Annotated in this window: 22 protein-coding genes; 12 read left to right on the top strand and 10 right to left on the bottom strand. The window is 68.6% G+C overall.

Annotated features, from left to right (window positions below):
• Positions 1–2: 2 nt before the first annotated feature.
• A complete protein-coding gene (locus ACFQS7_RS15495; RefSeq protein WP_380067987.1) occupies positions 3–1,154 on the bottom strand; it encodes an efflux RND transporter periplasmic adaptor subunit in 1,152 nt (383 codons plus the stop codon).
• A 413-nt stretch (positions 1,155–1,567) separates the two neighbouring features.
• Here ACFQS7_RS15495 and ACFQS7_RS15500 point away from each other — a divergent pair, with 413 nt between their 5' ends.
• The 4 genes from ACFQS7_RS15500 to ACFQS7_RS15515 are packed head-to-tail and all read left to right on the top strand — an operon-like array spanning position 1,568 to position 7,325.
• Positions 1,568–4,291 (top strand): MGH1-like glycoside hydrolase domain-containing protein, encoded by a 2,724-nt coding sequence (locus tag ACFQS7_RS15500; RefSeq protein ID WP_380067988.1) that lies wholly within the window; start codon positions 1,568–1,570, stop codon positions 4,289–4,291.
• A gap of 31 nt (positions 4,292–4,322) precedes the next feature.
• A complete protein-coding gene (locus ACFQS7_RS15505; protein ID WP_380067989.1) occupies positions 4,323–5,855 on the top strand; it encodes an alpha-amylase family glycosyl hydrolase in 1,533 nt (510 codons plus the stop codon).
• Positions 5,856–5,896: 41 nt separating this feature from the next.
• Complete coding sequence (locus ACFQS7_RS15510; protein ID WP_380067990.1) at positions 5,897–6,949, top strand: hypothetical protein; 1,053 nt, start codon at positions 5,897–5,899, stop codon at positions 6,947–6,949.
• 22 nt (positions 6,950–6,971) lie between these two features.
• The gene (locus tag ACFQS7_RS15515) at positions 6,972–7,325 is read left to right on the top strand and encodes a c-type cytochrome (RefSeq protein WP_380067991.1); all 354 of its coding nucleotides are present in this window, start codon (positions 6,972–6,974) and stop codon (positions 7,323–7,325) included.
• 9 nt (positions 7,326–7,334) lie between these two features.
• On the opposite strand, the gene ACFQS7_RS15520 is transcribed toward ACFQS7_RS15515, so the two are convergent.
• The 6 genes from ACFQS7_RS15520 to ACFQS7_RS15545 all read right to left on the bottom strand — a co-directional run bounded on the left by ACFQS7_RS15520 (position 7,335) and on the right by ACFQS7_RS15545 (position 12,180).
• On the bottom strand, positions 7,335–8,459 hold the full coding sequence (locus ACFQS7_RS15520; protein ID WP_380067992.1) for a DUF2950 family protein: 1,125 nt from the start codon (positions 8,457–8,459) through the stop codon (positions 7,335–7,337).
• Positions 8,359–9,906, bottom strand: coding sequence for a DUF3300 domain-containing protein (locus tag ACFQS7_RS15525; RefSeq protein WP_380067993.1), 1,548 nt, complete (start codon positions 9,904–9,906; stop codon positions 8,359–8,361). The genes ACFQS7_RS15520 and ACFQS7_RS15525 overlap by 101 nt, the downstream gene beginning before the upstream one ends.
• On the bottom strand, positions 9,903–10,034 hold the full coding sequence (locus ACFQS7_RS15530; RefSeq protein WP_380067994.1) for a hypothetical protein: 132 nt from the start codon (positions 10,032–10,034) through the stop codon (positions 9,903–9,905). Before ACFQS7_RS15530 ends, ACFQS7_RS15525 begins: the two co-directional genes overlap by 4 nt.
• Positions 10,031–10,339, bottom strand: a complete 309-nt coding sequence (locus tag ACFQS7_RS15535; RefSeq protein WP_380067995.1) for a hypothetical protein — start codon at positions 10,337–10,339, stop codon at positions 10,031–10,033. The genes ACFQS7_RS15530 and ACFQS7_RS15535 overlap by 4 nt, the downstream gene beginning before the upstream one ends.
• A gap of 269 nt (positions 10,340–10,608) precedes the next feature.
• A complete protein-coding gene (locus ACFQS7_RS15540) occupies positions 10,609–11,397 on the bottom strand; it encodes a hypothetical protein (protein WP_380067996.1) in 789 nt (262 codons plus the stop codon).
• Between the two features lie 471 nt (positions 11,398–11,868).
• Positions 11,869–12,180, bottom strand: a complete 312-nt coding sequence (locus ACFQS7_RS15545) for a hypothetical protein (RefSeq protein ID WP_380067997.1) — start codon at positions 12,178–12,180, stop codon at positions 11,869–11,871.
• Positions 12,181–12,827: 647 nt separating this feature from the next.
• Between ACFQS7_RS15545 and ACFQS7_RS15550 the strand changes: the two genes are divergently transcribed.
• Together ACFQS7_RS15550 and ACFQS7_RS15555 are read left to right on the top strand one after the other, a co-directional pair.
• The gene (locus ACFQS7_RS15550; RefSeq protein ID WP_380067998.1) at positions 12,828–13,820 is read left to right on the top strand and encodes a helix-turn-helix domain-containing protein; all 993 of its coding nucleotides are present in this window, start codon (positions 12,828–12,830) and stop codon (positions 13,818–13,820) included.
• Between the two features lie 146 nt (positions 13,821–13,966).
• Positions 13,967–14,935 carry a helix-turn-helix domain-containing protein gene (locus ACFQS7_RS15555; RefSeq protein WP_380067999.1) on the top strand — a complete coding sequence of 323 codons (969 nt, stop codon included), beginning with the start codon at positions 13,967–13,969 and terminating at the stop codon, positions 14,933–14,935.
• Between the two features lie 10 nt (positions 14,936–14,945).
• Here the strand turns inward: ACFQS7_RS15555 and ACFQS7_RS15560 are convergent, their stop codons facing one another.
• The 3 genes from ACFQS7_RS15560 to ACFQS7_RS15570 are packed head-to-tail and all read right to left on the bottom strand — an operon-like array spanning position 14,946 to position 17,415.
• Positions 14,946–16,025, bottom strand: a complete 1,080-nt coding sequence (locus tag ACFQS7_RS15560) for an AI-2E family transporter (protein ID WP_380068000.1) — start codon at positions 16,023–16,025, stop codon at positions 14,946–14,948.
• Between the two features lie 56 nt (positions 16,026–16,081).
• The gene (locus ACFQS7_RS15565; RefSeq protein ID WP_380068001.1) at positions 16,082–16,759 is read right to left on the bottom strand and encodes a 3-oxoacid CoA-transferase subunit B; all 678 of its coding nucleotides are present in this window, start codon (positions 16,757–16,759) and stop codon (positions 16,082–16,084) included.
• 2 nt (positions 16,760–16,761) lie between these two features.
• Positions 16,762–17,415 (bottom strand): CoA transferase subunit A, encoded by a 654-nt coding sequence (locus ACFQS7_RS15570; protein WP_380068002.1) that lies wholly within the window; start codon positions 17,413–17,415, stop codon positions 16,762–16,764.
• A 384-nt stretch (positions 17,416–17,799) separates the two neighbouring features.
• Between ACFQS7_RS15570 and ACFQS7_RS15575 the strand changes: the two genes are divergently transcribed.
• The 6 genes from ACFQS7_RS15575 to ACFQS7_RS15600 all read left to right on the top strand — a co-directional run bounded on the left by ACFQS7_RS15575 (position 17,800) and on the right by ACFQS7_RS15600 (position 24,591).
• Positions 17,800–19,182, top strand: coding sequence for a bifunctional enoyl-CoA hydratase/phosphate acetyltransferase (locus tag ACFQS7_RS15575; protein ID WP_380068003.1), 1,383 nt, complete (start codon positions 17,800–17,802; stop codon positions 19,180–19,182).
• Positions 19,179–20,357 (top strand): acetate/propionate family kinase, encoded by a 1,179-nt coding sequence (locus tag ACFQS7_RS15580; RefSeq protein ID WP_380068004.1) that lies wholly within the window; start codon positions 19,179–19,181, stop codon positions 20,355–20,357. Before ACFQS7_RS15575 ends, ACFQS7_RS15580 begins: the two co-directional genes overlap by 4 nt.
• A gap of 10 nt (positions 20,358–20,367) precedes the next feature.
• On the top strand, positions 20,368–21,165 hold the full coding sequence (fabI, locus tag ACFQS7_RS15585) for an enoyl-ACP reductase FabI (protein ID WP_380068005.1): 798 nt from the start codon (positions 20,368–20,370) through the stop codon (positions 21,163–21,165).
• A 30-nt stretch (positions 21,166–21,195) separates the two neighbouring features.
• The gene (locus tag ACFQS7_RS15590; RefSeq protein WP_380068006.1) at positions 21,196–21,651 is read left to right on the top strand and encodes a hypothetical protein; all 456 of its coding nucleotides are present in this window, start codon (positions 21,196–21,198) and stop codon (positions 21,649–21,651) included.
• A gap of 4 nt (positions 21,652–21,655) precedes the next feature.
• Positions 21,656–23,842: a DUF3141 domain-containing protein gene (locus ACFQS7_RS15595; RefSeq protein ID WP_380068007.1), complete on the top strand. Its 2,187-nt coding sequence runs from the start codon at positions 21,656–21,658 to the stop codon at positions 23,840–23,842.
• A 416-nt stretch (positions 23,843–24,258) separates the two neighbouring features.
• Complete coding sequence (locus ACFQS7_RS15600; protein ID WP_380068008.1) at positions 24,259–24,591, top strand: transposase; 333 nt, start codon at positions 24,259–24,261, stop codon at positions 24,589–24,591.
• Positions 24,592–24,944 lie beyond the last annotated feature (353 nt).

Consider the following 24,944-nt stretch of genomic DNA (forward strand, 5'->3'; position numbering starts at 1 on the left):
CCTTACCCCGCCGGAACCACGATGGGCCCGGCTGGCGGCAGGTCGGCCGCCGGCTTGGGCACGACCTGGGCGCCTGGCCGTGCCCGCTGTGCCCCCTCGGTGATGACCAGGGTGCCGGGGTCGAGGCCGTTTTCGACGACCGCCTGCCCGGCCGGCCCGCGCCCGAGTTTCACCCGGCGCTGCTCGACCTTGTTGTCCTTGGCGACGACCAGGACAAAGGTCCCGGCCTGGTCGATCTGCACCGCGGATTGCGGGATGACCAGTGCCTGCTGTGGCTCCTCGCCTTCCACCGAGAGGCCGATGAACTGGCCGTCCGAGAGGATGCCGGCCGGGTTGGGGATCTGCGCCTGCACCAGGGCGGTGTCGGTCGCCTTGTCGGTCTGCACGTCGATGAAGTTGATCCGTCCCACCTGGTCGTAGGCCGAGCCGTTTGGCAGCCGCACCCGCACCCGCAGGAACTCCGGTCCACGACCCCGGGCATCCTTGCGCATGTCCAGCAGCTGGCGCTGGCTGACGGGGAAGGTGGCCCGGATCGGGTCCTCCCGCACCACGACCGTCAGCACGCCGGAATCGGGACCGACGACGTTGCCGCGGGTTATGGCGGCGCGGCCGACCCGCCCGTCGATCGGGCTGCGGATCTCGGTATAGCCGAGGTTGACCTCGACCAGCCGCAGATCGGCCTTGGCGCCGGAGAGCGTTGCCGCCGCGACGCCTTGCTCGGCGATGCGCTGGTCAAGCGTCGCGCGCGGGATGGCGTTGGTCCGCACCAGCTCGCGCCCACGATCCACCTGGTAGCTGGCATAGGTGAGCGCAGCTTCCGCGCTCTCGATCTTCGCCTGCTTGACCCCGGCCTCGGCCTCGAAGGGCTCGCGCTCGATGGTGAAGAGGAGGTCGCCCGCCTTCACGGCCTGGCCCTCCTGGAAATGCCGGTCACGCAGGAAGCCGCTGACGCGGGCGCGGATATCGACCTTCTCCAGCGCCTCCACCCGCCCGACGAATCCGACCGATTGCGTGACCGCCTGCTGTTCGACCGGGGCAACGACCACCGTCGGGGATGCGGCCGGCGTGACCGCCGACGCTGACGTCTCCTTCTCGTTGCAGCCGAGCAGAAGGAGCGCGATCAGGATGCCGCCCAGGCCTCGCCCTGCCGGCACCCGGAGGGCCTGCCTCCGATCCGGGCGCCAGGCCGTCGCGGTGTCTGTCGATCGTCTCGGCATCCGTTCCTGGTCCCCGCTTACGCTCCGACCTGCCGCGCGCTGACCGGGATGCTTTTCCGGGGTGAGGACGATGCGGCCAGGTCTCGTGGCGTCGCCCCGCGTCCGCGGTCGAATGCGGGAGGCGGGGACGAAATCGGGGGGTAGACTAGGCTCAGCCCGGGGGGCGGGTGGCGTGAAGCCCTATCGAAAAAACCGGTCTTCAAGGCGCCCGGCGATGACGCAGAATTCTGACATCTTTCGCGCGTGCATGCCGGAGGCCGCCTCCTATCCTGCGTGCAATCGACCAAGCAAGCCGCGCGGCGCCAGGATCCGGGTTGAGCCCATGCGACGGCGAGCCAGGAGGACGCAGCATGGTCATGACGGTGGAACATGGTCGCCTCGCCCAATGCCGTGACGGCGATGCCGCCTGGCGCCGCTGGGGTCCCTACCTGTCGGAGCGGCAATGGGGCACGGTGCGGGAAGACTACAGCGCCGGCGGCGATGCCTGGAACTACTTCACGCACGACCAAGCGCGATCGAGGGCCTATCGTTGGGGCGAGGACGGGCTCGGCGGCATCAGCGACGACCGGCAGATCCTTTGCTTCGCGCTCGCCCTTTGGAACGGCAAGGACCCGATCCTGAAGGAACGGCTGTTCGGCCTGACCAATTCGGAGGGGAATCACGGCGAGGATGTGAAGGAGTATTATTTCTACCTCGACAGCACGCCGACGCATTCCTGGATGCGCTTCCTCTACAAATACCCGCAGGCAGCTTATCCCTATGACGGTCTGGTGGCGGAGAACCGCCGCCGCGGCCGGCAGGACTACGAGTACGAGTTGCTGAACACCGGCGTGTTCGACGAGGACCGCTACTTCGACGTCGTCGTCGACTACGCCAAGGCGGCGGAAGACGACGTGCTGATCCGGATAACGGCGCACAACCGCGGGCCGGATCCGGCGACGCTGCACCTGCTGCCGACGCTCTGGTTCCGCAACACCTGGTCCTGGCCAGGGGGAACGGAGAAGCCCAGCCTGCGCGCTGCCGAGAAGCGCGGCGCGACCGGGCTCGAGGCGGAGCACGCGCTCCTCGGGCGCAAGGTGCTGCTCTGCGAGCGGGAGGACCTGCCGGTCCTCGTCGTCGAGAATGAGACGAACGAGGCGCGGATCTTCGGCCGCGCGGGCGGCACGCCGTTCCCGAAGGACGGCATCAACGACTGCGTGGTGCGAGGCCGCCAGGCCGCGGTGAACCCCGAACGGGTCGGTACCAAGGGCGCCCTGCACTGGGAGGTCACCATCCCGCCCGGCGGCTGCTCGGTGCTGCGGCTCCGGCTGCGCGACGCGGATGTGGGCACCGCCCCCTTCGGCGCCGAATTCGCACGCTGCTTCGAGGCACGCCAGGCCGAGGCGGATGCCTTCTACCGTTCGGTTTCGCCGGCCGCCTTCACCGAGGACGAGGCGCGGGTCTACCGCCAGGCGCTCGCCGGCATGCTTTGGAGCAAGCAGTACTACCAGTACGACGTGCGGCAGTGGATGGCGGAGCGCGGCAGCGCACCGCGCAATGCCGACTGGTCGCACATGGACAATGCCGACATCTTCTCCATGCCGGACAAATGGGAATATCCTTGGTATGCAGCCTGGGATCTCGCCTTCCACACGCTGGCGCTCGGCTTGGTCGATCCAGACTTTGCCAAGGACCAGCTCAAGCTCACGCTACGCGAGCAGTACCTGCATCCAAACGGCCAGATGCCTGCCTATGAATGGAATTTCGGCGACGTGAACCCGCCGGTTCATGCCTGGGCGACCGCCTTCCTCTACCAGCTCGACCGGGCGCAGCGCAGCGGCGAAGGTGACCGGCGTTGGCTCGCTTACCAGTTCAACAAACTCTCGCTGAACTTCAGCTGGTGGATCAACCGCAAGGACCGCTCCGGCCGCAACCTGTTCGAGGGTGGGTTCCTCGGCCTCGACAATATCGGCGTCTTCGACCGCTCCGCCCCGCTGCCGACCGGCGGCTACCTGGAACAGGCGGACGGCACCGCCTGGATGGCGGTGTTCTGCCAGCACATGGTGCAGATCGCCGCCGAGCTGTCGCGTGACGACCCGCTCTACGAGGACATGGTGCTCCGCTTCGCCACGCATTTCCTCTCGATCGGCTCGGCCATGCTGCACCATGGCCAGGACGGCATGTGGGACGAGCAGGACGGCTTCTTCTACGACGTGCTGCGCCGGCCGGACGGCAGCGCGGAGCGGCTGAAGGTGCGGTCCGTCGTCGGCCTGCTGCCGATCTGCGCCGCGGCGGTGTTCGAGCCGACCTTCGGCACGCTGCTGCCGGAGGTTGCCCTGCGGGTGCACCGGCTGCTGGAGGAGCGACCCGAGCTCCTGCATTTCGTGCACCCGCTGGACCAGGCCGGGTGCAATGGCCGGCACCTGCTGTCGATCGTCGATGCGGCCCGGCTCCGCCGCATCCTGACGGTGATGCTGGACGAGGCGGAGTTCCTGGGCCCGCACGGCATCCGCTCGCTGTCCCGCCGGCATGCGGCGGAACCCTATGTGCTGCAGGCGGGCGGCCAGGAATTCCGCGTGGGCTACCTTCCGGCGGAATCCGATAGCGGGATGTTCGGCGGCAATTCGAACTGGCGGGGCCCGGTCTGGATGCCGGTGAACGTCATGCTGGTGCGCGCCCTGCTGATGCACTACGCCTTCCATGGCGACGATTTCCGCGTGGAATGCCCGACCGGCTCGGGCCGGATGCTGACCCTGTTCGAGGTGGCGCGGGAGATCACCCGCCGGCTCGCCGGCATCTTCCTCCGCAATGCCGCGGGGGAGCGGCCGGCCTTCGGCGGATCGAGGAAATTCCAGGACGATCCCCATTGGCGGGACTGCCTGCTCTTCCACGAGTATTTCCACGGCGACAACGGCGCCGGGCTGGGCGCCAGCCACCAGACCGGCTGGACCGGCACCGTCGCCACGCTGATGCACCTGTTCGCCACGGTGACGCCGGAAGCGTTCCTGGCCGAGGGCGGCGTGGCCACCTTCGCCGGCTTGGCCCAGCCCGCCCCGAGCCCCGCCCGGCCCGCAACGACGGTGCCGGCCGGCTGACTCGCGCTGGCTTCCGGTGAGGGACACATCCATGCCTGACATCGCATCGACACCCGGCCCGATCGACGCCGCATCGGGTCGGCTGCCGCCGCTGCCGCTCTACCCGGCGCTCTTCCAGATCAACACGCGCCTGCGCCTGCGTGAGCTGGAAGCGGGGCTTGGCCGCCCGGCCACGCTGGACGACCTGCCGGATGCCGAGCTCGACCACATCGCCGGACAGGGCTTCGACTGGCTCTACTGCCTCGGCGTCTGGAGCACGGGGGAGGCGGGACGGCGGGTCTCCCGTGGCAATCCCGAATGGCGGCACGAGTTCGAGGCGCTGCTGCCGGACCTCGAGGAGCGCGACATCTGCGGGTCGAGCTTCGCCATCACCGCCTATGCCGTGCACCCGGCGCTGGGCGGCAATCCTGCGCTGGCCCGGCTGCGCGACCGGCTGCATGGGCGCGGCCTGCGGCTGATGCTGGACTTCGTCCCCAACCACATGGCGCCGGACCACCCCTGGGCGCAGGACCGGCCCGGTATGTTCGTCCATGGCAGCCAGGCGGCGCTGGCGCGGGAGCCAGGCAACTACATGGCCGTCGAGACGGCGGAGGGCCCGGCGATCCTGGCGCATGGCCGCGATCCCTATTTCCCCGGCTGGCCGGATACGCTGCAACTCGACTACGGCAACCCGGCGACGCAGGCGGCGATGCGCGGCGAGCTGCTGGCCGCCGCCTCGCTCTGCGACGGCCTGCGCTGCGACATGGCGATGCTGATCCTGCCCGAGGTGTTCCAGCGAACCTGGGGGATCGCGGCCCAGCCCTTCTGGCCCGACGCCATCCAGGCGGTCCGGACGACGCGGCCCGGCTTCGTCTTCATGGCGGAGGTCTATTGGGACCTCGAATGGACCATGATGCAGCAGGGCTTCGACTACGCCTACGACAAGACGCTGTACGACCGCGCGGTCGGCCATGATGGCCGCGGCATCCGCGAACACCTGTGCGCGGGGCTCGACTACCAGCGACACTTGGTCCGCTTCCTCGAGAACCACGATGAGCCGCGCGCCGCCGGCACCTTCCACTGGGAGGTGCACCAGGCCGCGGCTGCCCTGGCCTTCCTGACGCCGGGCCTGCGCTTCTTCCACCAGGGCCAGTTCGAGGGACGCCGCAAGCGTGTCCCGATCCATCTTGACCGCGCGCCGGCCGAGCCGCCGGACCCGACCGTCGGCGCCTTCTACGCCAAGCTGCTGGCGGTCCTGCAGGACCCGGCGCTGCGCGATGGCGCCTGGCGCTTGCTGGAGCCGGCCGAGGCCTGGCCAGGCAATGGAAGCTGGGACGGCTTCGTCTGCTTCGCCTGGGAGGGCCCGGGCGAGGCACGCCTGCTGGGCGCGGTGAACTTCCAGCCGCATCAGGCGCAATGCTATGTCCGGCTGCCCATCCCGGCCCTCGGCGGGCGGATGCAGGCCGTGGTCGACCTGCTTGGTCCCGCGCGCTACCGCCGCGAGGGCGACGCGCTGGTCGGGCGCGGCCTCTACCTCGACCTGCCGGCCTGGGGCTACCACCTGTTCCGGTTGGATCCGGATTAGGGCGCGGCGGGGTGGCTGCCCGCCCTCGCCGGCTGCTGCTCTTGCCCTTGCTCGCCTTGGCGGGCTGCGCCTCGATCGGCCCGGCCACCGTTCCACGCGACCGCATCGGCTACCTGGCGGCAGTCGGCGAGTCCTGGAAGGAGCAGACGTTGCTCAACATCGTGCGGCTGCGCTACGGCGATGCGCCGACCTTCCTCGATGTATCATCGATTATCAGTGGGTACGGGCTGCAGGGGCAGCTTTCCGCTGGCGGACAGGTCAGCTCCGACCGAACCAACACCATTCCATCCGCGCTGGCGACCCTTGGGGCCACCGGCTCCTATCTCGATCGACCGACCATCTCCTATACGCCGCTGAGCGGCCAGAAATTCACCACCAGCCTGCTGCGGCCGATCCCGCCGACCGCGGTCTTCGAGTTGATCCAGGCCGGCTATCCCGCGGACTTCATCCTCCTGGTGACGACCCGGGCGGTGAACGGCGTGTTCAACCGTTCCAGCATGGGTGGGGTCAGCCGCAGCGCCGATGCCGCCTTCTATCCGCTGCTCGATGCGCTCCGCCGCCTGCAGCTTTCCGGCACGGTGAGCTTGCGGCGCGAGAAGCGCGGACCGGACGAGATCGTGCACCTGGTCCTCGCGGGCAGCCGGTCGGCCGAGGTCGAGCGGGACCTGCGCGCCGTGCGGGAAGCGCTGGGAGCCCGGCCGGATGCACAGGGCGAGATGACGCTGGCCTTTGGTGCCGTGCCGCGCGGCGACAATGAGATCGCCGTCCTGTCGCGCTCCATGATGGAGATCCTGCTGGAGATCGCGCTCGGGATCGACGTGCCGGCCGATCATGTCACGCAAGGGCGCACGGGCGCCTCCGCGCGCGCCATCGAAGCGGAGGATCCGCGCGACCGGCCGCTGGTGCGCGTGCTCGCGGGACCGGAACGGCCGGCCGATGCCTTCGCCGCGGTGCGCCACCGCGACTCCTGGTACTGGATCGACGACCGGGACTATCGGTCGAAGCGCGTGCTGTCGGTCCTGATGTTGTTCTTCTCGTTGGCGGAGACCGGCGTGACGCCGCAGGCGCCGCTGCTGACTGTTCCGGCGAACTGAGCCGGTCGGAAAGGAGGTTTGCATGGCGACGAACAGGCAGCGTGGCGCGGGCCGAGGCGGCGGGGCGAAGCTGCTGGCCGTCTCTGTCCTTGCAGCCATGCCGGTTATCGGCCAGGCGCAGCCGGCGACGCCGGCCGAGGGGCGGCGGATCGCCGAGCAGAACTGCGCCCGCTGCCATGTCGTCCAGCCTGGCGGCGGTGCGGGGTGGACCGATGCACCGGCCTTCGTCGAGGTCGCGCAGGACCCGAAGATCACCCGGGCCTGGATGCGCGATTTCGTCACGAAGCTGCACATGCATATGATGAACACCGATCGGACCCAGGCCGAGGCGGATGCGCTGACCGCCTATCTGCTCAGCCTGCGCCGGACGCGGTGACCACCGCCGTCACTCGCTGCCGCTGACCGCATTCCAGCCCGGACCGGGATCGAACACCGCCATGCGCCGCACGACCTCGACCGTGCCGTTGCCGAGCTCCTGCTCGAATATCGTACCGCGGTGATTCATGATGAAGGTCGAGATCCCGCTCTCGCCCGGCCGCACCGGCCAGGCGACAACGGCGAAGCCCTCGGTCAGGCGGTCGCCGGCGAGGTAGGAGGCCGCGCCGCCCTCGGCATGCGGACCCTGGCCCGTGAGGATCCGGTAAGCATAGCCGGCAGGCGGCACCAGGCGTGGATCGCCCGGCTCGACCTCGGCCTGGCCGAAAGCCTGATTCAGCAGGTCGGTGGAGGCGCCGGGCACGACCTCCTGGCCGCTGGAGGTCAGCCCGTCCAGCTTGCCGGGGCCGCTGCTGCGGATGCGGCGCGCATACTCGAGCACGCCATCGGTGCGGCGTTCGCTCAGCCGGTAGCGCGCCTGCGCCGCGGCCAGCGCCCGCAGCGCCTCCAGCGCATTTGCCTCGTTCACGCCGATCCGGCGCTTGCGCATGGCCTCGATGGTGCCGGCCTGGTCGAAGAGCCAGCCACGCGGTGTCTGCACCAGCAGGGCGGGCAGCGGCACATGCGCCTCGCCGAACAGCGCGGTTGCGCGGCTGCCACCCTCCTGGGCGATCTCGAAGGGCTGCAGCGCCAGCCAGCCGCCCGCGGCGCGCCGCCGGTCATCCGCCTGACGCTCCGAGAGCGGCACGGCATCGAGCACCGGGCCACCCAGGATGCCGCGAAGCGGCAGGTCGGTCGGCGCCTGGAGCGCCTCGATCAGCGCCTTCACCGCGGCCTCCGGCGTGGCGAAGGCGCGTTGCAGCCGGGCCGCCTGGCCGCCGGCCGGCGCCGCGGCACCGCGCGCGGCAGGCGGCCCGCTGGTGGGTTGCGCCATCCCGTCCGACGCGAAGATCGACAGGCAGAGGCCGAGTGGGGCGATCCAACGCCGCGCGCCGCGCCGCCAGGACATGCTGAGCATCATCATCGGTTCCCCCCTACCGCCGCCGTCCACCGCCACCGCCGCCCCGCGCCGCTGCGGCCCGACCACCACCACCGCCACCGCCGGCCCTGGCCGCTGCGGCGCGGCCGCCGCCACCGCCCCCGGCCGAGAAGCCGCCGGACGGGGCGCGGGAGCGGCTGATGTCCGCGCCGCCGGACATGCCGCGGGCTGGTCCCCAGTCCGCGCCGCGTGCGGCTTGCGGCGATGGCCGCGACGGCGCCGCCGCGGGCCGCTCCCGGACGCCGAAATCGGCGCGTTGCTGACCGGCCGTGGCGGCCGCCCGGCGTTCCGGGCCGGCGCCGCCCGCGGCGGCACGCTGCCCCGCCCGCGGCGTGGCGGCGGCGTCGCCGCGCTGCTGCTGGCGGTCCTGCCGGCCTCCCTGGCGGTCATCGCGCGTTGCCTGGCGGGCCGCGCCGGCATCCTGCCTGCCGGCCTGTCGGTCATCGCGCGTCGCTGACCGCTGCTGCGCTCGCTCGCCGGCGCCCTCGCGGCGGTCCGCGGCGTTTGCCTGCCGGTCCTGCTGCCGCGCGTCGAGGCTGGCCTGGCGGTCTTCCTGCCGGACTCGTGCCGCCGCCTGGCGGTCTTCCTGCATCACCCGCGCGGCGTCGGCGCGTGCCCCGCCATAGGGGGCATAGGGCGGCGGCACCGCATAGGGCGGGCGGTAGCCATAGCCGTAGCCCGGAGCCCCCCAATGGTCGTCGTCATGCAGCAGTTCGGAGATCAGCAGCCCGGCGCCGAGGCCAACCATGCCGCCCACCAGGGCGGAGCCGACAGGATCCACGGCGGCGACCGGCGCCGGGGTGGTGACGACCGTGACGGGCGCGGCGGGTGCAGTGGTGACGACGCTCCCCGGTGGGGTCTCGATCACCACCGGCGGCGTCTCCATCGGCGCCGGCGCAGCCTGGATAGGGTCGGCAGTAGCGGGTCTCGCAGGCGGTGCGGCGGCCGGCCTGGCGCTGTCATGCGCAGGGACCGCGGGCGGCGGCTGGCTCGCGGGCTGCGGCAGGCTGACGTCCGCCGGAGGCGTCTGCTGCTCGGCCCTGGCTTGTGCCGCCAAGGTGACGCGACCGAAGGCAAGCCAGACATCGTTCGGTTGGTTCTGGAAGGTGGCACCCAGCACGGCGGTCGAGGCGATGTCCTGGGTCAGGTATTGTAGCGTTCGCGGCGCCCGCTCGGCGAGCAGCCGCACCGGTGGCGGCCAGGCCTGCTCCGCTGATCCGCGTTCGGCCACCGGCTTGGCCACCCATTGCGCCGCGGCGACCAACTCGGTCGGGTAGCGGCAGGCATCGAGCACGACCGCGAGGACATCCTGCGGCGCCCCAGCGAAGGGTTCCAGCAAGCCTTCGAGCTGCTCGGCCGTCACCTTCGGCGTGGCGGCCTGGGAGGCGGGCAGGGGGGCCACCGCGGGCGCCGCCATGGTGGAGGGTACCGGCTGCGGCTGGGCGCTTGCATCGGCCAGGGACCCGACCATCAGCGGAAGGACGACGAGGGATCGCCACCACGCCCCTGCCGCGACGGTCGGCCCGGTGTCTGTCCGGCTCATCGAACGGCCATCCGCGCCAGGAAACGCGGATGCCTCTCTTCCCAAGGATAGCCCTGCGCGGCCAGGCGGTCGCCATACTCAAACAGTGCCGGCATGTAGATGGGATCGGAGATGCCCTTGTGCTTCACAACGAAGTCCTCCCCAATATAGGCGAGGTTGAATCGACCCCGTCGCGCGCCGCTGTCAGCTGGAGCCGCAGAATGTCGCTGTTTCCGCTGTAGTGGATCATGCTGGAAATGGCGCGGCCGGCGATGCTGACGATGCTGCGTTCGGCGGCGACCGCTTCGGCGCCGAAGCGCGCGTCTCGAATGATGAATGCACGCCGCGCGCGCGCGAGTGCCCGCAGCGCGTCCGCGGCCACTCCGGGCACCTGGGTGCCGGCCCAGAAGCGGACATTCGGCCACTTTTCCAAGCACGGCTGCGGTCTCTGCATGTGGGACAGCCGGCTGCCGCGCGGGGACGCTGCCGGCGGATGCCAAAACCGCAAGGACAAGCGCCAAGAGGCGCCTTGATTGATCGAAGGCTGGTAATTGGCTGCCTGAAGCTCACGCCGGTACCGGTCGAGGCCGCTCCATGCTGCGCGTTCGCCATTCCTTCGGCGAGAGAGCATGGTTCGGAGCAGTGGACTCCACACAACAGCCCTCGTCTGCCAGGTCGTCGAAGGCTAACGGCTGCCTGCACCTTCCTCGACACGTATCGATGTCAGGAATCATCCTCTTCGAAGGAATCCTCGCAGCCTACCCGGCCCGGATTGCAGCGTGAGTCGCCAGCGGCTTCCGCCATGCGTTCCACCCTGGCCGCCCGAGCCTCAAGATCCTGCCGCACCGCCGCGGCCCGCTGCTCGACCGCTTGGCGCGCGGGACCATCGAGTTGTGCGGCCTGCGCACGTAGGACGACGACCTTCGCTGCTGCCTCGCTGCGCAGGTTCCTCGCCAAGGCTTGGGTATCGGCGACCAGGCGCTGGAATTCGTGCATGCGGTCGCGCTTGACGCGCGTGCCCGCTTCAGCCCCCACGGTGCCGCTCTGCTCCTTGCGAAGGCGGCGCAACTCGTCGCTCAAGGCGGAGAGCTCCCGTACGGTGCGCTCCTCGCTCAGCGAGCGAAGTAGCCGATGGCGGGAGATGCGTCCGCCAAGTGCCAGGATGCGGCTATCAAGTGGCAATTGGCGCTCTTCCTCGACTTCCGCCACCACCACATCGCCGCTAGCACGCAGCCGGCGCGAGATCCGATGGAGGAAGCCGGCATCGAGACCTGCCTCGTCCAGATCGCGCACGGCGCCAACCAGACCGGAGGTAACGCTGCGCGATACGAGCGTGAGGGTCCCACCCAGCAGGGTGACGAGCGCCCCGACGGCCGCGCCGACAGCCGGTGCAGCCACGGCGGCATGCGGATCCGCGGCGACGCGGACAGTCAGACCGATGCCGCCTTTATCCTGCCCGACCGCTGCCGCGGCATAAAGGGTCAGGGTTCCATCCGCATGCAAGTCCTGCATTGTTCGAATGGCGGCACCAACGCCAGCCCTATCCGTGAATGTCACGACCAACAATACCCCCACAGCTGCCTCCCGAATCCGGTGCGACGGCGTCTTCGCGCGTGCCCAGTTCGACAGACGCCATGTCGGCCTCCCCGGGTGACGAACGAGACTGCGCCAAGGCTTTCAGGCCACGATTTCGAAGGCGTTGCAGCAGAGGGTCTGGCTAGGATGCCGCTCGCGCTACCATACCCAAGCAGCCTGTCGCGCCGTGTGATGTTGCGGCAAGCAGATCGTCGAACAACCGGGTTTCCTCGATACGGTCATCCGGCTTCATCCGAGCAGGGGATCCACCGCGGCTTGCGTTCGGCAGCGCACGCCATGTCGCCGCAGCTGGTCTGTTCAGGGCGAAACACGCATGCCGGCGTCATCCCCTGCCACGACTTTGCGTCAGCGTGCCGCCTGGCCACGCCCAGTCTGCACGCTCCGATTCTAGGCCTGTCGCTCCCTCTGCTTGTGCCGGTCATGCAGGTACCCACCGGCGGCGCCGGCGCCTACGCCGAACAGCGCGCCCATCCCGACATTGCCCGCCAGGGCATCAATCGTGGCGCCGCCCGCCGCTCCACCAGGACCACCCGTCACGGTCCGCTGCCGCTTCGACGTCAGGCCGCTGCAGCCAGCCAGTCCGATCATCATCGCAATGGCTGAAACCGCCTTCTTGTGCATGGCCAGGTCGTGCCAGCAAACCGCATGAGCCCGTGGACGGCCCGGATATTGGCATGTTGTGTATTCGATTGCGTCCATCCGACGAAGGTGGTGCGGACCCGGTCCAGCGTTATGCCGGAATCCGGCAGGCGGTAGACGCGGCCGATCGACGGATTGGTTGCGGCGACCGAGCCCCGATACTGCCCCGTGGCGATGGTGAAGGCGTTGCGCCGGGCGCGCGACCCCGCCGCCGGGGCTTGCCGCACGCCCTGTGCATGGCTTGGCAAGGTCGCCGGTGCGGTCGCTACGGAAGGTATGCTTCGCAATCCGAACTGACACCTGCGCCGTCGGGGCAAGGGCTGCGCCGGGAACCGAGTGCAGCATCCTGGCCGATGCTCCCGACTGCGACATGCCTGGACTGCTCCTCCGCGAGGAATCACCATTCACGTTCCACGATGGCCTGCCGCATCCTGTCTTCGAGAGCAGCATGACGAGGCGCGACGAGCGGAGGCAGGGTAGGGACCGCATGCGGCAGTGCGGAAGCGTCACCACTATCAATAACGAATGGTATTCGCCGTTCCACGGATTGCACCGGCGAGACTGCCGGCGGGCGATGTCCCGGCCAGCCAAGTCACTGGCAGTTGCATGAAACAGGCACGTCACTGGAATTTTTTCTTGCGTTTCCTGAACTCAGAGTGCCTTAGACGCGTCGTCTCTCAACTACACGGGGATGGTTGGCCAGATCCATGCGGCGAGAAGGCAGCTTCACGGTCCGTCACACCGAGATCGATTTGTCCGCGCAGTTGTTGGCGAGCAATGCCCTTGAGGTGGTTCCGCTGCCTGGCGGCCCTTTCCGCACCGAAGCGGCTGGCTTCGCACTCGGTGACCTCGACATGCTGGTTGGCCGTGTTTCGCCGGTGTTGCTGCATGGCGTGGTTCCCATCGACCGGGTCTGGGTCGTGTTCCCGATCACGCCATTCCTGATCAATGGTCGCCGCGCCGCGCCGCCCATGCTGACGGTGTTGGGCGAGGGCGCGGTTTTGGACTGCACCAACCACGCGGAGGCAGAGTGGGCGATGGTGTCGCTGCATATCGAGCTCGCACAGCGCACGCTCGAGCTGCCGGGCCGATCGCCCCGTCCTGGTCTCGGGACGGAGATGATGCTTGCCTGCGATCCGAACCTCTGGCCTCAATCCATCCAACTGATGCAGTCGGCAGTCGAGGTGGCGGCCGAGGATGCGGCGGTGTTCGAGGTTGCGGAGGCACGGCGCTCACTGCGGTCCTCCGTCCTTGAAATGCTGCAGGATCTGCTGGGCGGCCTGTCGGGTGGCGTGCGTCCGCGTATCCTGCGCGCACCCGCCGAGCGCCAACGGCTGATCGAAGCAGTCGAAGATCTCCTGTGCGGCTATCCGGCGCAAGCGCCGACGACGGCCGGTTTGGCGGCATCCCTCGGGATGTCCGTGCCGCGCTTGCGGCGCGCCATCCGCACGCGCTACGGGATGGGTCTGCAGCGCCTTCTCCTGCTCCGTCGGCTGATACGGTTCGACAAGGCGCTTCGTTCAGCCGGCCCAAACGGCCCAACACCGCAGCAGCTTGCATCGACCCACGGCTTTTCGGATTTCAACGAGCTCGAACGGGAATATCGCAAGGTCTTCTCAATGGGCTTCCAGCCGTTGGACAGGGACGGAGGCGGATCGAGCGCAGGGCCTGCTGCCATGCTGCCGCTCGCAGCCGACTGAATGAAGCGGCAACAGATGCGCGATGACGAGATGGTGATAGTGCTGCCTTGACGCATGTCAATAAGGTACGGGTGTGGGTGAGCCACTAAAGCCGCATGGCTGCGGTTATGGAGATGATGCAGTCTTCCCTTCAGTAGGAGAGGGCTATGCTCCACGACGCCGTTCATACGCATCGGTTCAACGAGCCGCAGGACCTCCAGGCGGCGCATCCCGGGGTCGAGTTTCAGATCGTACCAATGGGCCGCGGTCCCTTTGCGGTCGAGGTCACGACCATGGAGCTCGGCGACATCTCCTTGAACGTCGGGCACGCTTCACCCTTCATGGGCTTTGCCAAGGTAACGCCGGACTGCGCCGTTGTGCAGTTGCCGCGCGAAAACCTCGGGACGCTCCTGCTCAACGGTGTCGCCTGCCAACCCGGTGTCGTCGGAGTATACGCCGGTGGGGCGGAGCTATTGCGCGCCAATCCGCAGCCCAGCAGCTTCGCGTCGCTGATCCTGCCCTTCGCATCGATGGAACGATTTCTGGAGCCGCCGCCGCAGTCGAAGCTCCTCTCCCCAGGCCGCTATGTCTTGCTTCAGGCCGAGCCGGACACCCGGGCGCGCTACGAACGCGTCGTGCTCGCCGCACATGAAGCGGCACTCTCCGTCCCGGATCTCTTCAAGCTCGAGCAGTCACGCCTTGCGTTGCGTGAAGCCTTGGTGCACGCGGCGCGTGATCTGATCAATCCGGACCATGCTTCGGAAACCCGGATGCCGCGTAACGGGCAGGCATTGCGTCGTATCGTCGTCGCGGCCGACGAGTATCTGCGCCTGCATATGGACAGGCCGATCTACACCGAAGACCTCTGCGACGCTCTTGCCGTCTCGGCCTCGAGCCTGGCCGACGCGTTCCGGGCCGCCTTCATGATCAGCCCGCATCGCTTCCTCAAACTCCGACGGATGAGCATGGTGCGGGCGGCTTTGCAGTCGCGCGAGGGGCCGGTACCGCTGGTCAAGTCGGTTGCCCTCGGGCATGGCTTCTGGCACCTGGGACAGTTCGCGCACGATTACCGTGAGACCTTCGGTGAGGCGCCGTCCGAAACACTGGAGCGCGCGCACGGTCGGCCAGCGGCTTGACGGCATCCTGTCACGTGTTGGGCCCGGTCACCGGGCCGCGCCAGGCGCGGACCAGGGTGAAGGCGATCGCCAGGAGCGCCGGACCGACGAAGAGGCCAAGGAAGCCGAAGGAGAGGAAGCCGCCGAAGACGCCGAGGATCACCAGCGTCAGCGGCATCTCCACGCCGCGGCTGATCAGCCATGGGCGGATCAGGTTGTCGCTGAGGGTGACGAATAGAAGGCCCCAGGCGAGCATGAAGATGCCCCAACCCTGCTCACCCCGATGGAACAGCCACCAGGCAGCGCCGCCCCACACCAGCGGCAGCAGCACCGCACCGATCTGGCTGATGGCCAGCAGCAGGACGAGGAAGCCGAGCGCGACCGGCGCCGGCACGCCGGCAATACGGGCGCCGATCGCCATCAGGATGGCCTGGACGAAGGCTGTACCGACAACGCCATAGGCGACGCTGCGCAATGCGCCGCCGGCAGCCTCCAGCGCCTCGGCGGCGGTGCCTCCACCCAGGCGCCGCACCATGTCCCTCATGGCCGCGGTGAGCGCTTCCCCTTTGGCCCAGAACACGCCGGCGATGATGATCGCCAACAGGAATTGCAGCGCGCTGTCCGCCAGCGCATGCGCCGCCGTCAGGATGCTCCTGCGCAGCCAGTCCGCATAGGGTTCGAGCAGCGCGTGCAGGTTGCCGCCGGCGGCGGCTGCCTGGCTCCACAGGCCGGTCAGCGGCGCACCGGCCAAGGGTATTCGGGTGACCCAGTCTGGCGGGACGCTGGGCAATGCGGTGAGGGCGGCTTCAACGTCACGCGATCCCTCGGCAAGTCGCGCCGCAAGTCGCGGGGCGATGGCAAGCATCGGCAGGCCAATCGCCATCACCCCGCCGAGCGACAGCAGCGTAGCGGCCAGCCTGGGTGACAGCCCGGCACGTACCAGCAGCCGGCGGAGCGGCCAGGTGGCGACCGCCAGGATCAGGGCAAAGAGGATCGCGGTGCCAAACGGCCGCAGGATGAGCGCGACTCCGAGCAGCAGCAGGCCGACCAGCAGCAGAACCACCGACCGCTCTACCAGCATGGTGGTGTTCGTGAAGGCTGACGGCTCCACGGCAGTCCTGCGTCTCAAGGATGTCCGATCCGCGTCCATGCCTTTGCTCCCTGCCGTCAATCGGCTGGTGCAGGTGATGCAGCACCGAGTCGCATTTCCGGCACGCTGCCTTCAACCCGCAGCGCCGCGCCGGTGACAGCAAGGATCGCCGCGACCGTGACGCCGGGCGCGCGCTCACGCAGCACCAGCCCGTCCTTGGTCGGCTCGATCACCGCCATGTCGGTCACGACGAGGGTGACGCGCCGTACAGCCGTAGCGGGCAGCGAGAGCTCGCGGACGATCTTGGGTTCGCCCCGCGCGGTATGTTGCATGGCGACGACGACCCGCCGTGCTCCGGCAACAAGGTCCATCGCACCGCCCATGCCGGCGACCATTCGTCCGGGCACCATCCAATTCGCCAACCGTCCCCCGGCATCGACCTGCAACCCACCGAGCACCGTCATGTCCAGATGGCCGCCGCGGATCAGGGCGAAGGAGGTGACGCTGTCGAAGCTCCAGGCACCGGGAAGCGCGGAGACGAAGCTTCCACCGGCATCGGTGAGATAGGGGTCCTCCATACCCTCCGGCGGCCGGGCGCCGAAGCCGACGATGCCGTTCTCGCTCTGGAAGGCAACGCGGATGCCCGGCGGGACGTAGCTGGCCACCAGCGTCGGCAGGCCGATGCCCAGGTTCACCAGCGTGCGGTCGTGCAACTCGAACGCCACCCGTCGGGCGATGATTTCCTTGGCGTCCATCCTCAGCGCCTCCTTTCCACCAGATGGTCCACCAGGATGCCGGAGGTGCGGACGGCATCCGGCGGGATGACGCCGACCGGCACCACCTCCTCGGCCTCGGCGATCACGCAATCCGCCGCCATCGCCATGACCGGATTGAAGTTCGTAGCCGTCAGCCTGTAGGTCAGGTTGAAGAGGTGGTCGGCCTCATGCGCATGAATCAGCGCGACATCGGCGCGCAGCGGCAGCTCAAGCAGGTAATCCCGCCCCTCGACCGCGACCACCCGCTTGCCCTCGGCGACGATCGTCCCGACCCCGGTCGGCGTGAGGATCCCGCCAAGTCCGGATCCACCGGCGCGGATGCGCTCAGCCAAGGTGCCCTGCGGCACGAGGTCCACCGTCATCGAGCCATCAAGCATCTTGCGCTGTACGACCGGGTTCGTGCCGATATGCGAGGCGATCACGCGGGTGACGCAGCCTGCATCGATCAGCCTGCCGATGCCGAGGCCGGGCTTCGCCGTGTCGTTGGCGATCACTGTCAGGTTGCGTGCGTTCCGGGCGACCAGCGCATCCAGCAATCGTTCCGGCGTCCCGACACCCAGGAACCCGCCGATCATCAGGCTGGCGCCGTCCGGCACCAGTTGCGCTGCGTCCTGCGGCCTGATCGCCGATCGCATTCTGACTGCCGCCATGAACCGTGATTCCGATCGCTGCCGAGGATTGCGCATGGGGCCCGAGGCCGGCCTTTTGCGCAGGGCGGGACGCTAGGTCTTCCGGCCTTCCAAGTCCCATTGGAAAGCTATCGAAAACCACGGCATTCCATCCCGAATGCCGGGGCCGCCGAATGGCGGTTTTTTTGACATTGGCTTCGCTTGCCGCGCCGCGAGGCACTCCCGATGCTGCACGGCGACATGAGCCCGGCGGTCATCTTCGCGACCCGGCAGGGCGGATACGGCCGCGCTTCCGTCGCAACGCGCCGTTCCCTGCACTGCGACGCATCCGGCTTGCCCAGGGATACCATCGCCGCCGGTTCCAAGGGCAGCTAACGGGAGCTGAAATTCGTGAGCACCGACATCCGTGACACGGAACAGCTTGTCGGCCTGACGCGCGACAACATCGCCATCGGCATGACTGCCAGCATCGAGCATGTGTTGCAGGAGCGCAGCTTCGACCTCGTCGCGGCGCTGTTCGGCGTGCCCGATCCGGCCTGCGATCTGCTGCCGGACGCGGCCAGTGCCCTGCTCGTACAGGGTATCCTGTTGGATTTCACCGCCCGGTGCATGCCTGGCCCGGGCTGCGATATCCGGTCGCAGGAATTGCGCTTCATGGTCGACCCCGTGCCGGGCGACCGCATCCTGGTGCATGGCGTGGTAACCGCCCGGCCGAGCCAGGACAGCGCGATCATCGCCATTCTCCTCGAATGCCAGCGCGGCCGCATCGCCGAAGGCAGCGTGACCGTCCGGCTGCCGGCCGAGCAGGTCACCCGGCCGCTAGGACCCCGGCCCGACATCATCCTGCACCGCCACGAGCACCTGAAGACCCTGCTGCGGCGCAGCGCCGAGGCCAAGCCGCTGACCGTCGTCGTGGCCTGGCCCTGCGACCGGGACAGTCTGCTCGGCCCCTTGCAGGCGCGAGACCAAGGCGCCATGCGGCCAATCCTGGTCGGGCCGCGCGCCACCATCGAAGCGGTGGCGGTAGCCGCCGGTACGCGCCTCGACGATTGCGAACTGATCGACGCCGAAACACCGCATGCCGCGGCTGCTGCCGCGGTGCGGCTCTGCCGCGAGGGCCGTGCTGGTGCACTGATGAAGGGGAGCCTGCACACCGACGACCTGATGGCGGCGGTGGTGGCGCGCGACGGCGGCCTGCGCGGGACGCGCCGCATCAGCCATGTCTTCGCCCTGGATGTCCCATCCTACCACAAGGCGCTGTTCATCACCGACGCCGCCATCAACATCGCACCGGACCTGATCACCAAGGCGGACATCATCCAGAACGCCGTGGACATGCTGCATGCGCTCGGCAATGCCGCACCGAAGGTCGCCATCCTCTCGGCGGTCGAGACGGTGAACCCGAAGATCCCCGGCACACTCGACGCCGCGGCGCTCTGCAAGATGGCCGACCGCGGGCAGATCACCGGCGCGCTGCTGGACGGGCCGCTGGCCTTCGACAATGCCATCAGCCGTGCCGCCGCCGCCATCAAGAAGATTGCCTCACCGGTGGCCGGCGATGCCGACATCCTGGTCGCGCCGAACCTCGAGGCGGGCAACATGATCGCCAAGCAACTCAGCTACCTCGCCGGGGCAGACAGCGCCGGCATCGTGCTCGGCGCCCGCGTACCCGTCATCCTGACCAGCCGGGCCGACAGCGTCACCTCGCGGCTTGCCTCCATCGCCCTGGCGCGGCTGCTCTCGGCCGCCGCCCAGCGGGAGCCGCGGGCATGAGCGACATGGCCGGCGTTGTCGGGGTGGTGAATGCAGGCTCCTCCTCGCTGAAATTCTCCCTGTTCGATGGCGATCACTGCTTCCTCGACGGGCAGGTGGACGGCATCGGGATCCGGCCGGAGTTCCGGGCGAAGGATGCCGCCGGCGTAGCGGTCGCGGGCCCCGACCTGTCCTGGCCGGCCCCGAAGAGCCCGGCCGAGGCCCTGATGGCGCTGCTGCCCTGGCTGCGCGATCGGCTCGAAGGCCGGCCGCTGGCGGGGCTAGGGCACCGCGTGGTCCATGGCGGCGCGAAGCATGAGCGGCCGGAGCGCGTCACGCCGGCGCTGCTGGAGGAACTCGGGCGGCTCTCGCCCCTGGCACCGCTGCATCAGCCGCACAACCTGGCGCCGATCCGCACCGCCCTGGAGAAGGCGCCTGGCCTGCCGCAGGTCGCCTGCTTCGACACGGCCTTTCATCACACGATGCCGGCGGTGGTGCAGGCCTACGCCATCCCGTCCCGCTTGGCCGCGAAGGGCATCCGGCGCTACGGCTTCCATGGGCTGTCCTACGAATACATCGCCTCCGCCTTGCCCAAGATGGCGCCAGGGATTGCCGAGGGACGCGTGGTCGTCGCCCATCTCGGCAATGGCGCCTCGCTCTGTGGCCTGCGGGCCGGGCGCAGCATCGCCACCACGATGGGGTTCTCGGCGCTCGACGGCCTGCCGATGGGTACGCGGTGCGGCGAGCTGGATCCGGCGGTGATCCTGCATCTGCTGAGCCAGGAGGGCATGACCGTCCCGGAGGTGGAGGATCTGCTCTACCGGCGATCCGGCATGCTCGGCCTGTCCGGTATCTCCTCCGACTTCCGCGAGTTGCTGGCAAGCCGAGAGCCGGTGGCGCGCTTCGCCATCGAGGTCTTCGTCCATCGCGTTGCGCGCGGGATCGGCTCGCTCGCGGCGGCGCTCGGCGGGTTGGATGGCTTGGTCTTCACCGCCGGCGTTGGCGAGAACGCGGCACCGGTGCGAGCCATGGTCTGCGAGGCCTGTGCCTGGTTGGGCATCGAGCTCGACCCGGAGGCCAATGCCTCGCACGCCGGTCGCATCACCACCGCAGGCAGCCGCATCCCGGCCCATGTCGTGCCGACCAACGAGAACCTGATGATCGCACGGCACACCCGTGCCGCATTGCGTGCCTGAGGAGGACAGCATGGCCGACGCCAACCCGCAGCACGAACGGCTCCCGCCGGTCCTGACCGGGAAGAAGGCGCTGATCGTCGGCGTCGCCAACGCGCATTCGATCGCCTGGGGCTGCGCCCAGGCCATGCGGCGTGCCGGCGCCGAGATCGCCATGACCTACCTGAACGACCGTGCCAAGCCGCATGTCGAGCCGCTGGCGAAGGCGCTCGACGTGGAGATCTTCCTGCCGCTCGAGGTCAGGGATCCGGCCCAGGTCGACGGTCTCTTCGCCGGCATCGCGGAGCGCTGGGGCGGGCTCGACATCCTGGTGCACTCCATCGCCTTCGCGCCACGGGAAGCGCTGCAGGGGCGTGTCGTCGACTGTCCGCGCGACGGCTTCCTGGCCGCGATGGATGTGTCCTGCTGGTCGTTCCTCGACCTGGCGCGCCGGGCGGAGCCCCTGATGCGGCAGGGCGGGACGATGATGACGATGTCCTATCTCGGCGCCAACGAGGTGGTCGACAATTACGGCATCATGGGACCGGTCAAGGCTGCGCTGGAATCCTCCGTGCGCTACGTCGCAACGGAACTCGGCCCGAAGGGCATCCGGGTCCATGCCGTAAGCCCCGGGCCGCTGGCCACCCGCGCCGCCTCCGGCATCAAGGACTTCGACGACCTGATGACCAGGGTCTCGGCGCGGGCACCGGCGCGGCGGCTCGTCACCATCGAGGAAGTCGGTGCCGCCTGCGTTTTCCTCGCCTCCGACTATGCCGCCGCGATGACCGGAGAGACCCTCTACGTCGATGGCGGCTACCACATCCTCGGTTGAGCCCTGGAAACCGGATCGGGAGAGCCAGACATGAACATCACCGGCAGCACCCTGAGCGCCGATGCAGTGCGCGCCTACCTGCATTCGAAGAAGGCGGAGGAGGAAGCCAAGCAGCGGGCCTTCGAGGCCTCGACCAAGATCGAACTCGACAAGCTGCACGAATCCTTCAATCAGCGCGGTGTGCAGCCCGAGGCGATGGACCGCATTGCCACGCTGGTGCGGAAGACCATCGACATGGGCGACAAGCAGGCGCTGGTGCTGCGCTTCCCGTCCGACTGGCTGCCCGACCAGGGCCGCGCGATCACCAACCACGACAAGGACTGGTACGCCAAGCTCGATGGCTTCCCGAAGCGTGCCTACGACTTCTTCAAGCATGAGCTGGAGCCGCGGGGCTTCCAGATCCGCGCGGAGATCCTGAACTGGCCGGGTGGGATGCCCGGCGAGGTCGGATTCTTCCTGCAATGGAAAGCCACCGAGGAGATCTAGGGTGATGGTTCGTGTACCGGTTTTATCCGACTTCCTCGAATACGCGGTGGATGCGACGCAGCGCAGCCTGCTGTTCTGGGACACGCTGCGGGAGCGCGGCAACGAGTATCTGCGGCACGAGGCCGCGGGCAAGCCGCCGCTGCTGACCTTCGGCCACGAGATGCTGCTCGACGGCCGCACGCTCGAGAAGCCCTGCAATTACGCCCTGTTGCGCATCCTGCCCGGTGACAGCGACCTGCCGACCGACCCGGCGCTGCGGCCCTTCGTCGTGGTCGACCCGCGCGCCGGGCATGGTCCCGGGATCGGCGGCTTCAAGGCGGACAGCGAGATCGGCAATGCGCTGAAGCTCGGCCATCCCGTCTACTTCGTCACCTTCTTCCCGGAGCCCGTGCCGGGGCAGCGGTTGGTCGACGTGATGCTGGCCGAGGCGCGCTTCCTGGAACTGGTGCGAGAGCGCCACCCGGATGCCCCGGGCGGGCCATGCGTCATCGGCAATTGCCAAGCGGGATGGGCCATCATGGGCCTGGCGGCGGTGCGGCCCGAGTTGCCCGGTCCGATCCTGATCGCCGGCTCGCCCCTGTCCTATTGGGCCGGTGCCCCGGGGCTGAACCCGATGCGCTACACCGGCGGCCTGTTGGGCGGCAGCTGGCTGACGCATCTCGTCAGCGACCTGGGGAATGGCCGGTTCGACGGCGCCAATCTCGTGCTCAATTTCGAGGCGCTGAATCCGGCGAACACCTGGTGGTCGAAATACTACAACCTGCTCGACAAGGCCGATACAGAGCCACAGCGCTTCCTCGAATTCGAGCGCTGGTGGGGCGGTTATTTCCTCATGAACGGCGAGGAGATCACCGCGATCGTCGACCAGCTCTTCGTCGGCAACAAGCTGGCGCGGGGCGAGGTCACCTCGCATGACGGGACGATCCGGGTCGACCTGCGGAACATCCGTTCCCCGATCTGCGTTCTCTGTTCCTGGGGCGACGACATCACGCCGCCGCAGCAGGCGCTCAACTGGATCCTCGATCTCTATGCCTCGGACGACGACCTGGTCGTGCAGGGGCAGACGATCGTTTACTGCGTGCATCCCAAGGTCGGGCATCTCGGGATCTTCGTCTCCGGCGCCATTGCCCGGAAGGAGCACGCCGGCTTCGTCGAACTGCTCGACCTCATCGAAGCGCTGCCACCCGGCCTCTATGAGATGCTGATCGACGACAAGACGCCGGGCATGCGGGCCGAGGCGCTGGTGACTGATCGTTATGTCACCCGCTTCGAGCAGCGCAGCATCGCCGATATCGTCACGCTGTGCGGTGACCGCGAAGGAGAGCGTCCGTTCGAGGTGGTGCGGAAGCTGTCCGAGGTGAATGCCGGGCTGTACCAGCAGCTGGCCGCTCCGGCCGTCCAGGCCCTCTCGACCGAGCCCATGGCTGCGGCGCGGCGCCGCATGCATCCGCTGCGGGTGCAACGCTGGGCGATGTCTGACCTGAACCCGATGGTCTGGCCCATCGCCATCGCTGCGGCGATGGCCCGGGGCAGCCGCAAGGCTTGCGCCGCGGACAACCCCTTCCGGGCCATGGAACGCGACCTGGCGAAGAGCGTGGAGCGGGCCATGGAGAATGCCTCGAACGCCCAGCACAAGGCGGTGGAGCAAGTGTTCGGCCTGCTTTACGACACCCCGCTGGCGCGGGCGGCGGCAGGGCTTGCCGATCAACCGGCACCGCTGCCGCTCGGGACCGATCCGTTGCGGCGCGATTTGGCGCGGCGCGAGGCGGAAGCGCTCAGGGCCGGCGCCGGGACGGGAACGCTGCAGGACGGTGTCGTCCGCATCCTGCTGCTGATGATGAACGAGAAGGGCGCCATCGACGAACGGACCTACCGGGCACTGCAGGCCGTGCGGAAGGAGTTGCCTACCCGGCACAGGCCAACGCCGAGGGAAATGCATGAGGTCGCCCGGCGCCAGGCGCTTCTGCTTCGGAGCGATCGTGCCGCCGCAGTGCGCGGCTTGTCCGAGATCTTCGCAGCGCCACAGGACCGCGAGTTGGCGGAGACGGTCTTGCGGAAGGCTGCCGCGCTGGTCGGCATGCGCATAGACTCCACCTCGCACGGGCCGATGGCCGTTCTGTTGCGACAGCGCGATGATCCGCCTGCGGCAGAGCGGCCGATGGCACGACGCGCCATCGATCCGGCCGCCTAGCCGCATCCGACCTGACGCGCACCCCGCGGGCAGGGCGAGACAAGCCGCGACGCGCCACTGGTCTGGTTCGGGACAGTTGCTGCGAATTGCTTTGTGCCTGCCGCGCCACCTGTCCTGACACGCAAGGAAGACAGGTTTTCTCGATGGAATTGTCGCGCCCGCCCGCTTGGCCCGAACCCTTGGTGTCCGTCCGGGAACACACTGATTGATCTGACTCAGCTGTGATTGGCTCCTTGCGGTGGGTGCGGGAAGGAGGGCGTCCACATGGATGCCCGAGAACCGGCTAAAATACGACCGCAGCAATCTGCGCCATCCAAGTGATCTGACCGCCGAGGGTTGAAGGCACTGCCTCCAAAGCGATCATCGGCCCGCTGATCCCGGATGCGAAAGGCGGCGGCAACAAGCGCAGGATCGATGTGCGCGCGGTGCTGAACGGGGTGATGCACATCCTGAGCACCGGTTGCCAGTGGGCGGCGCGTCCGTTGGACCTGCCGCCGAGGAGCATGGTGAACGACCACCTGCGGCGCTGGGACGAGGACCGCACGCTCGATCGCATGTACCATGCGCTCTGCGTGCTGTGCTGGAAGCAGGCTGGGCGCGAGGCCAGCCCGACGGCGGCGATCATCGACAGCCAGGGCGTGACGAGCGCGGAGAAGGGCGGCCTGTATCCCAACCCTCGGGCTACGACGCGGGCAGGAAGATCGAGGGCAATAGGCGCCAAGTCCCGGTCGACACCCAAGGCCTGCTGATGCAGGCCATCATCCACGCCGCCGACATCCAGGACCGCGATGGTGGTTTGCTGCTGATGGGCGCGCTGTTCGGCCTCGATCCCTTCCTGCTGAAGCGCTACGCCGCGGCGGGTACCAGGGCGCCAACATCCAGGCCGGACTGCGCAACACCTGCCGCCAGATCAACCTCGAGATCGTCAAGCGATCCGAGCTACGCAAATTCGTCGTGCTGCCGAAGCGCTGGACCACGACCGCCTGTACAATCTTGCCAGTTTGGGGCGTTGCCGCCAGCGGGGCCGAGCGGCGGGGGAGCGCTGCCGCTTGGCGGTGGGACGCGGAACACCACTTCGATGTCGTCGCCATCAATCTCGATC

Origin of the sequence: Dankookia sp. GCM10030260, assembly GCF_042666655.1 — a bacterium.
Lineage (GTDB): Bacteria > Pseudomonadota > Alphaproteobacteria > Acetobacterales > Acetobacteraceae > Paracraurococcus.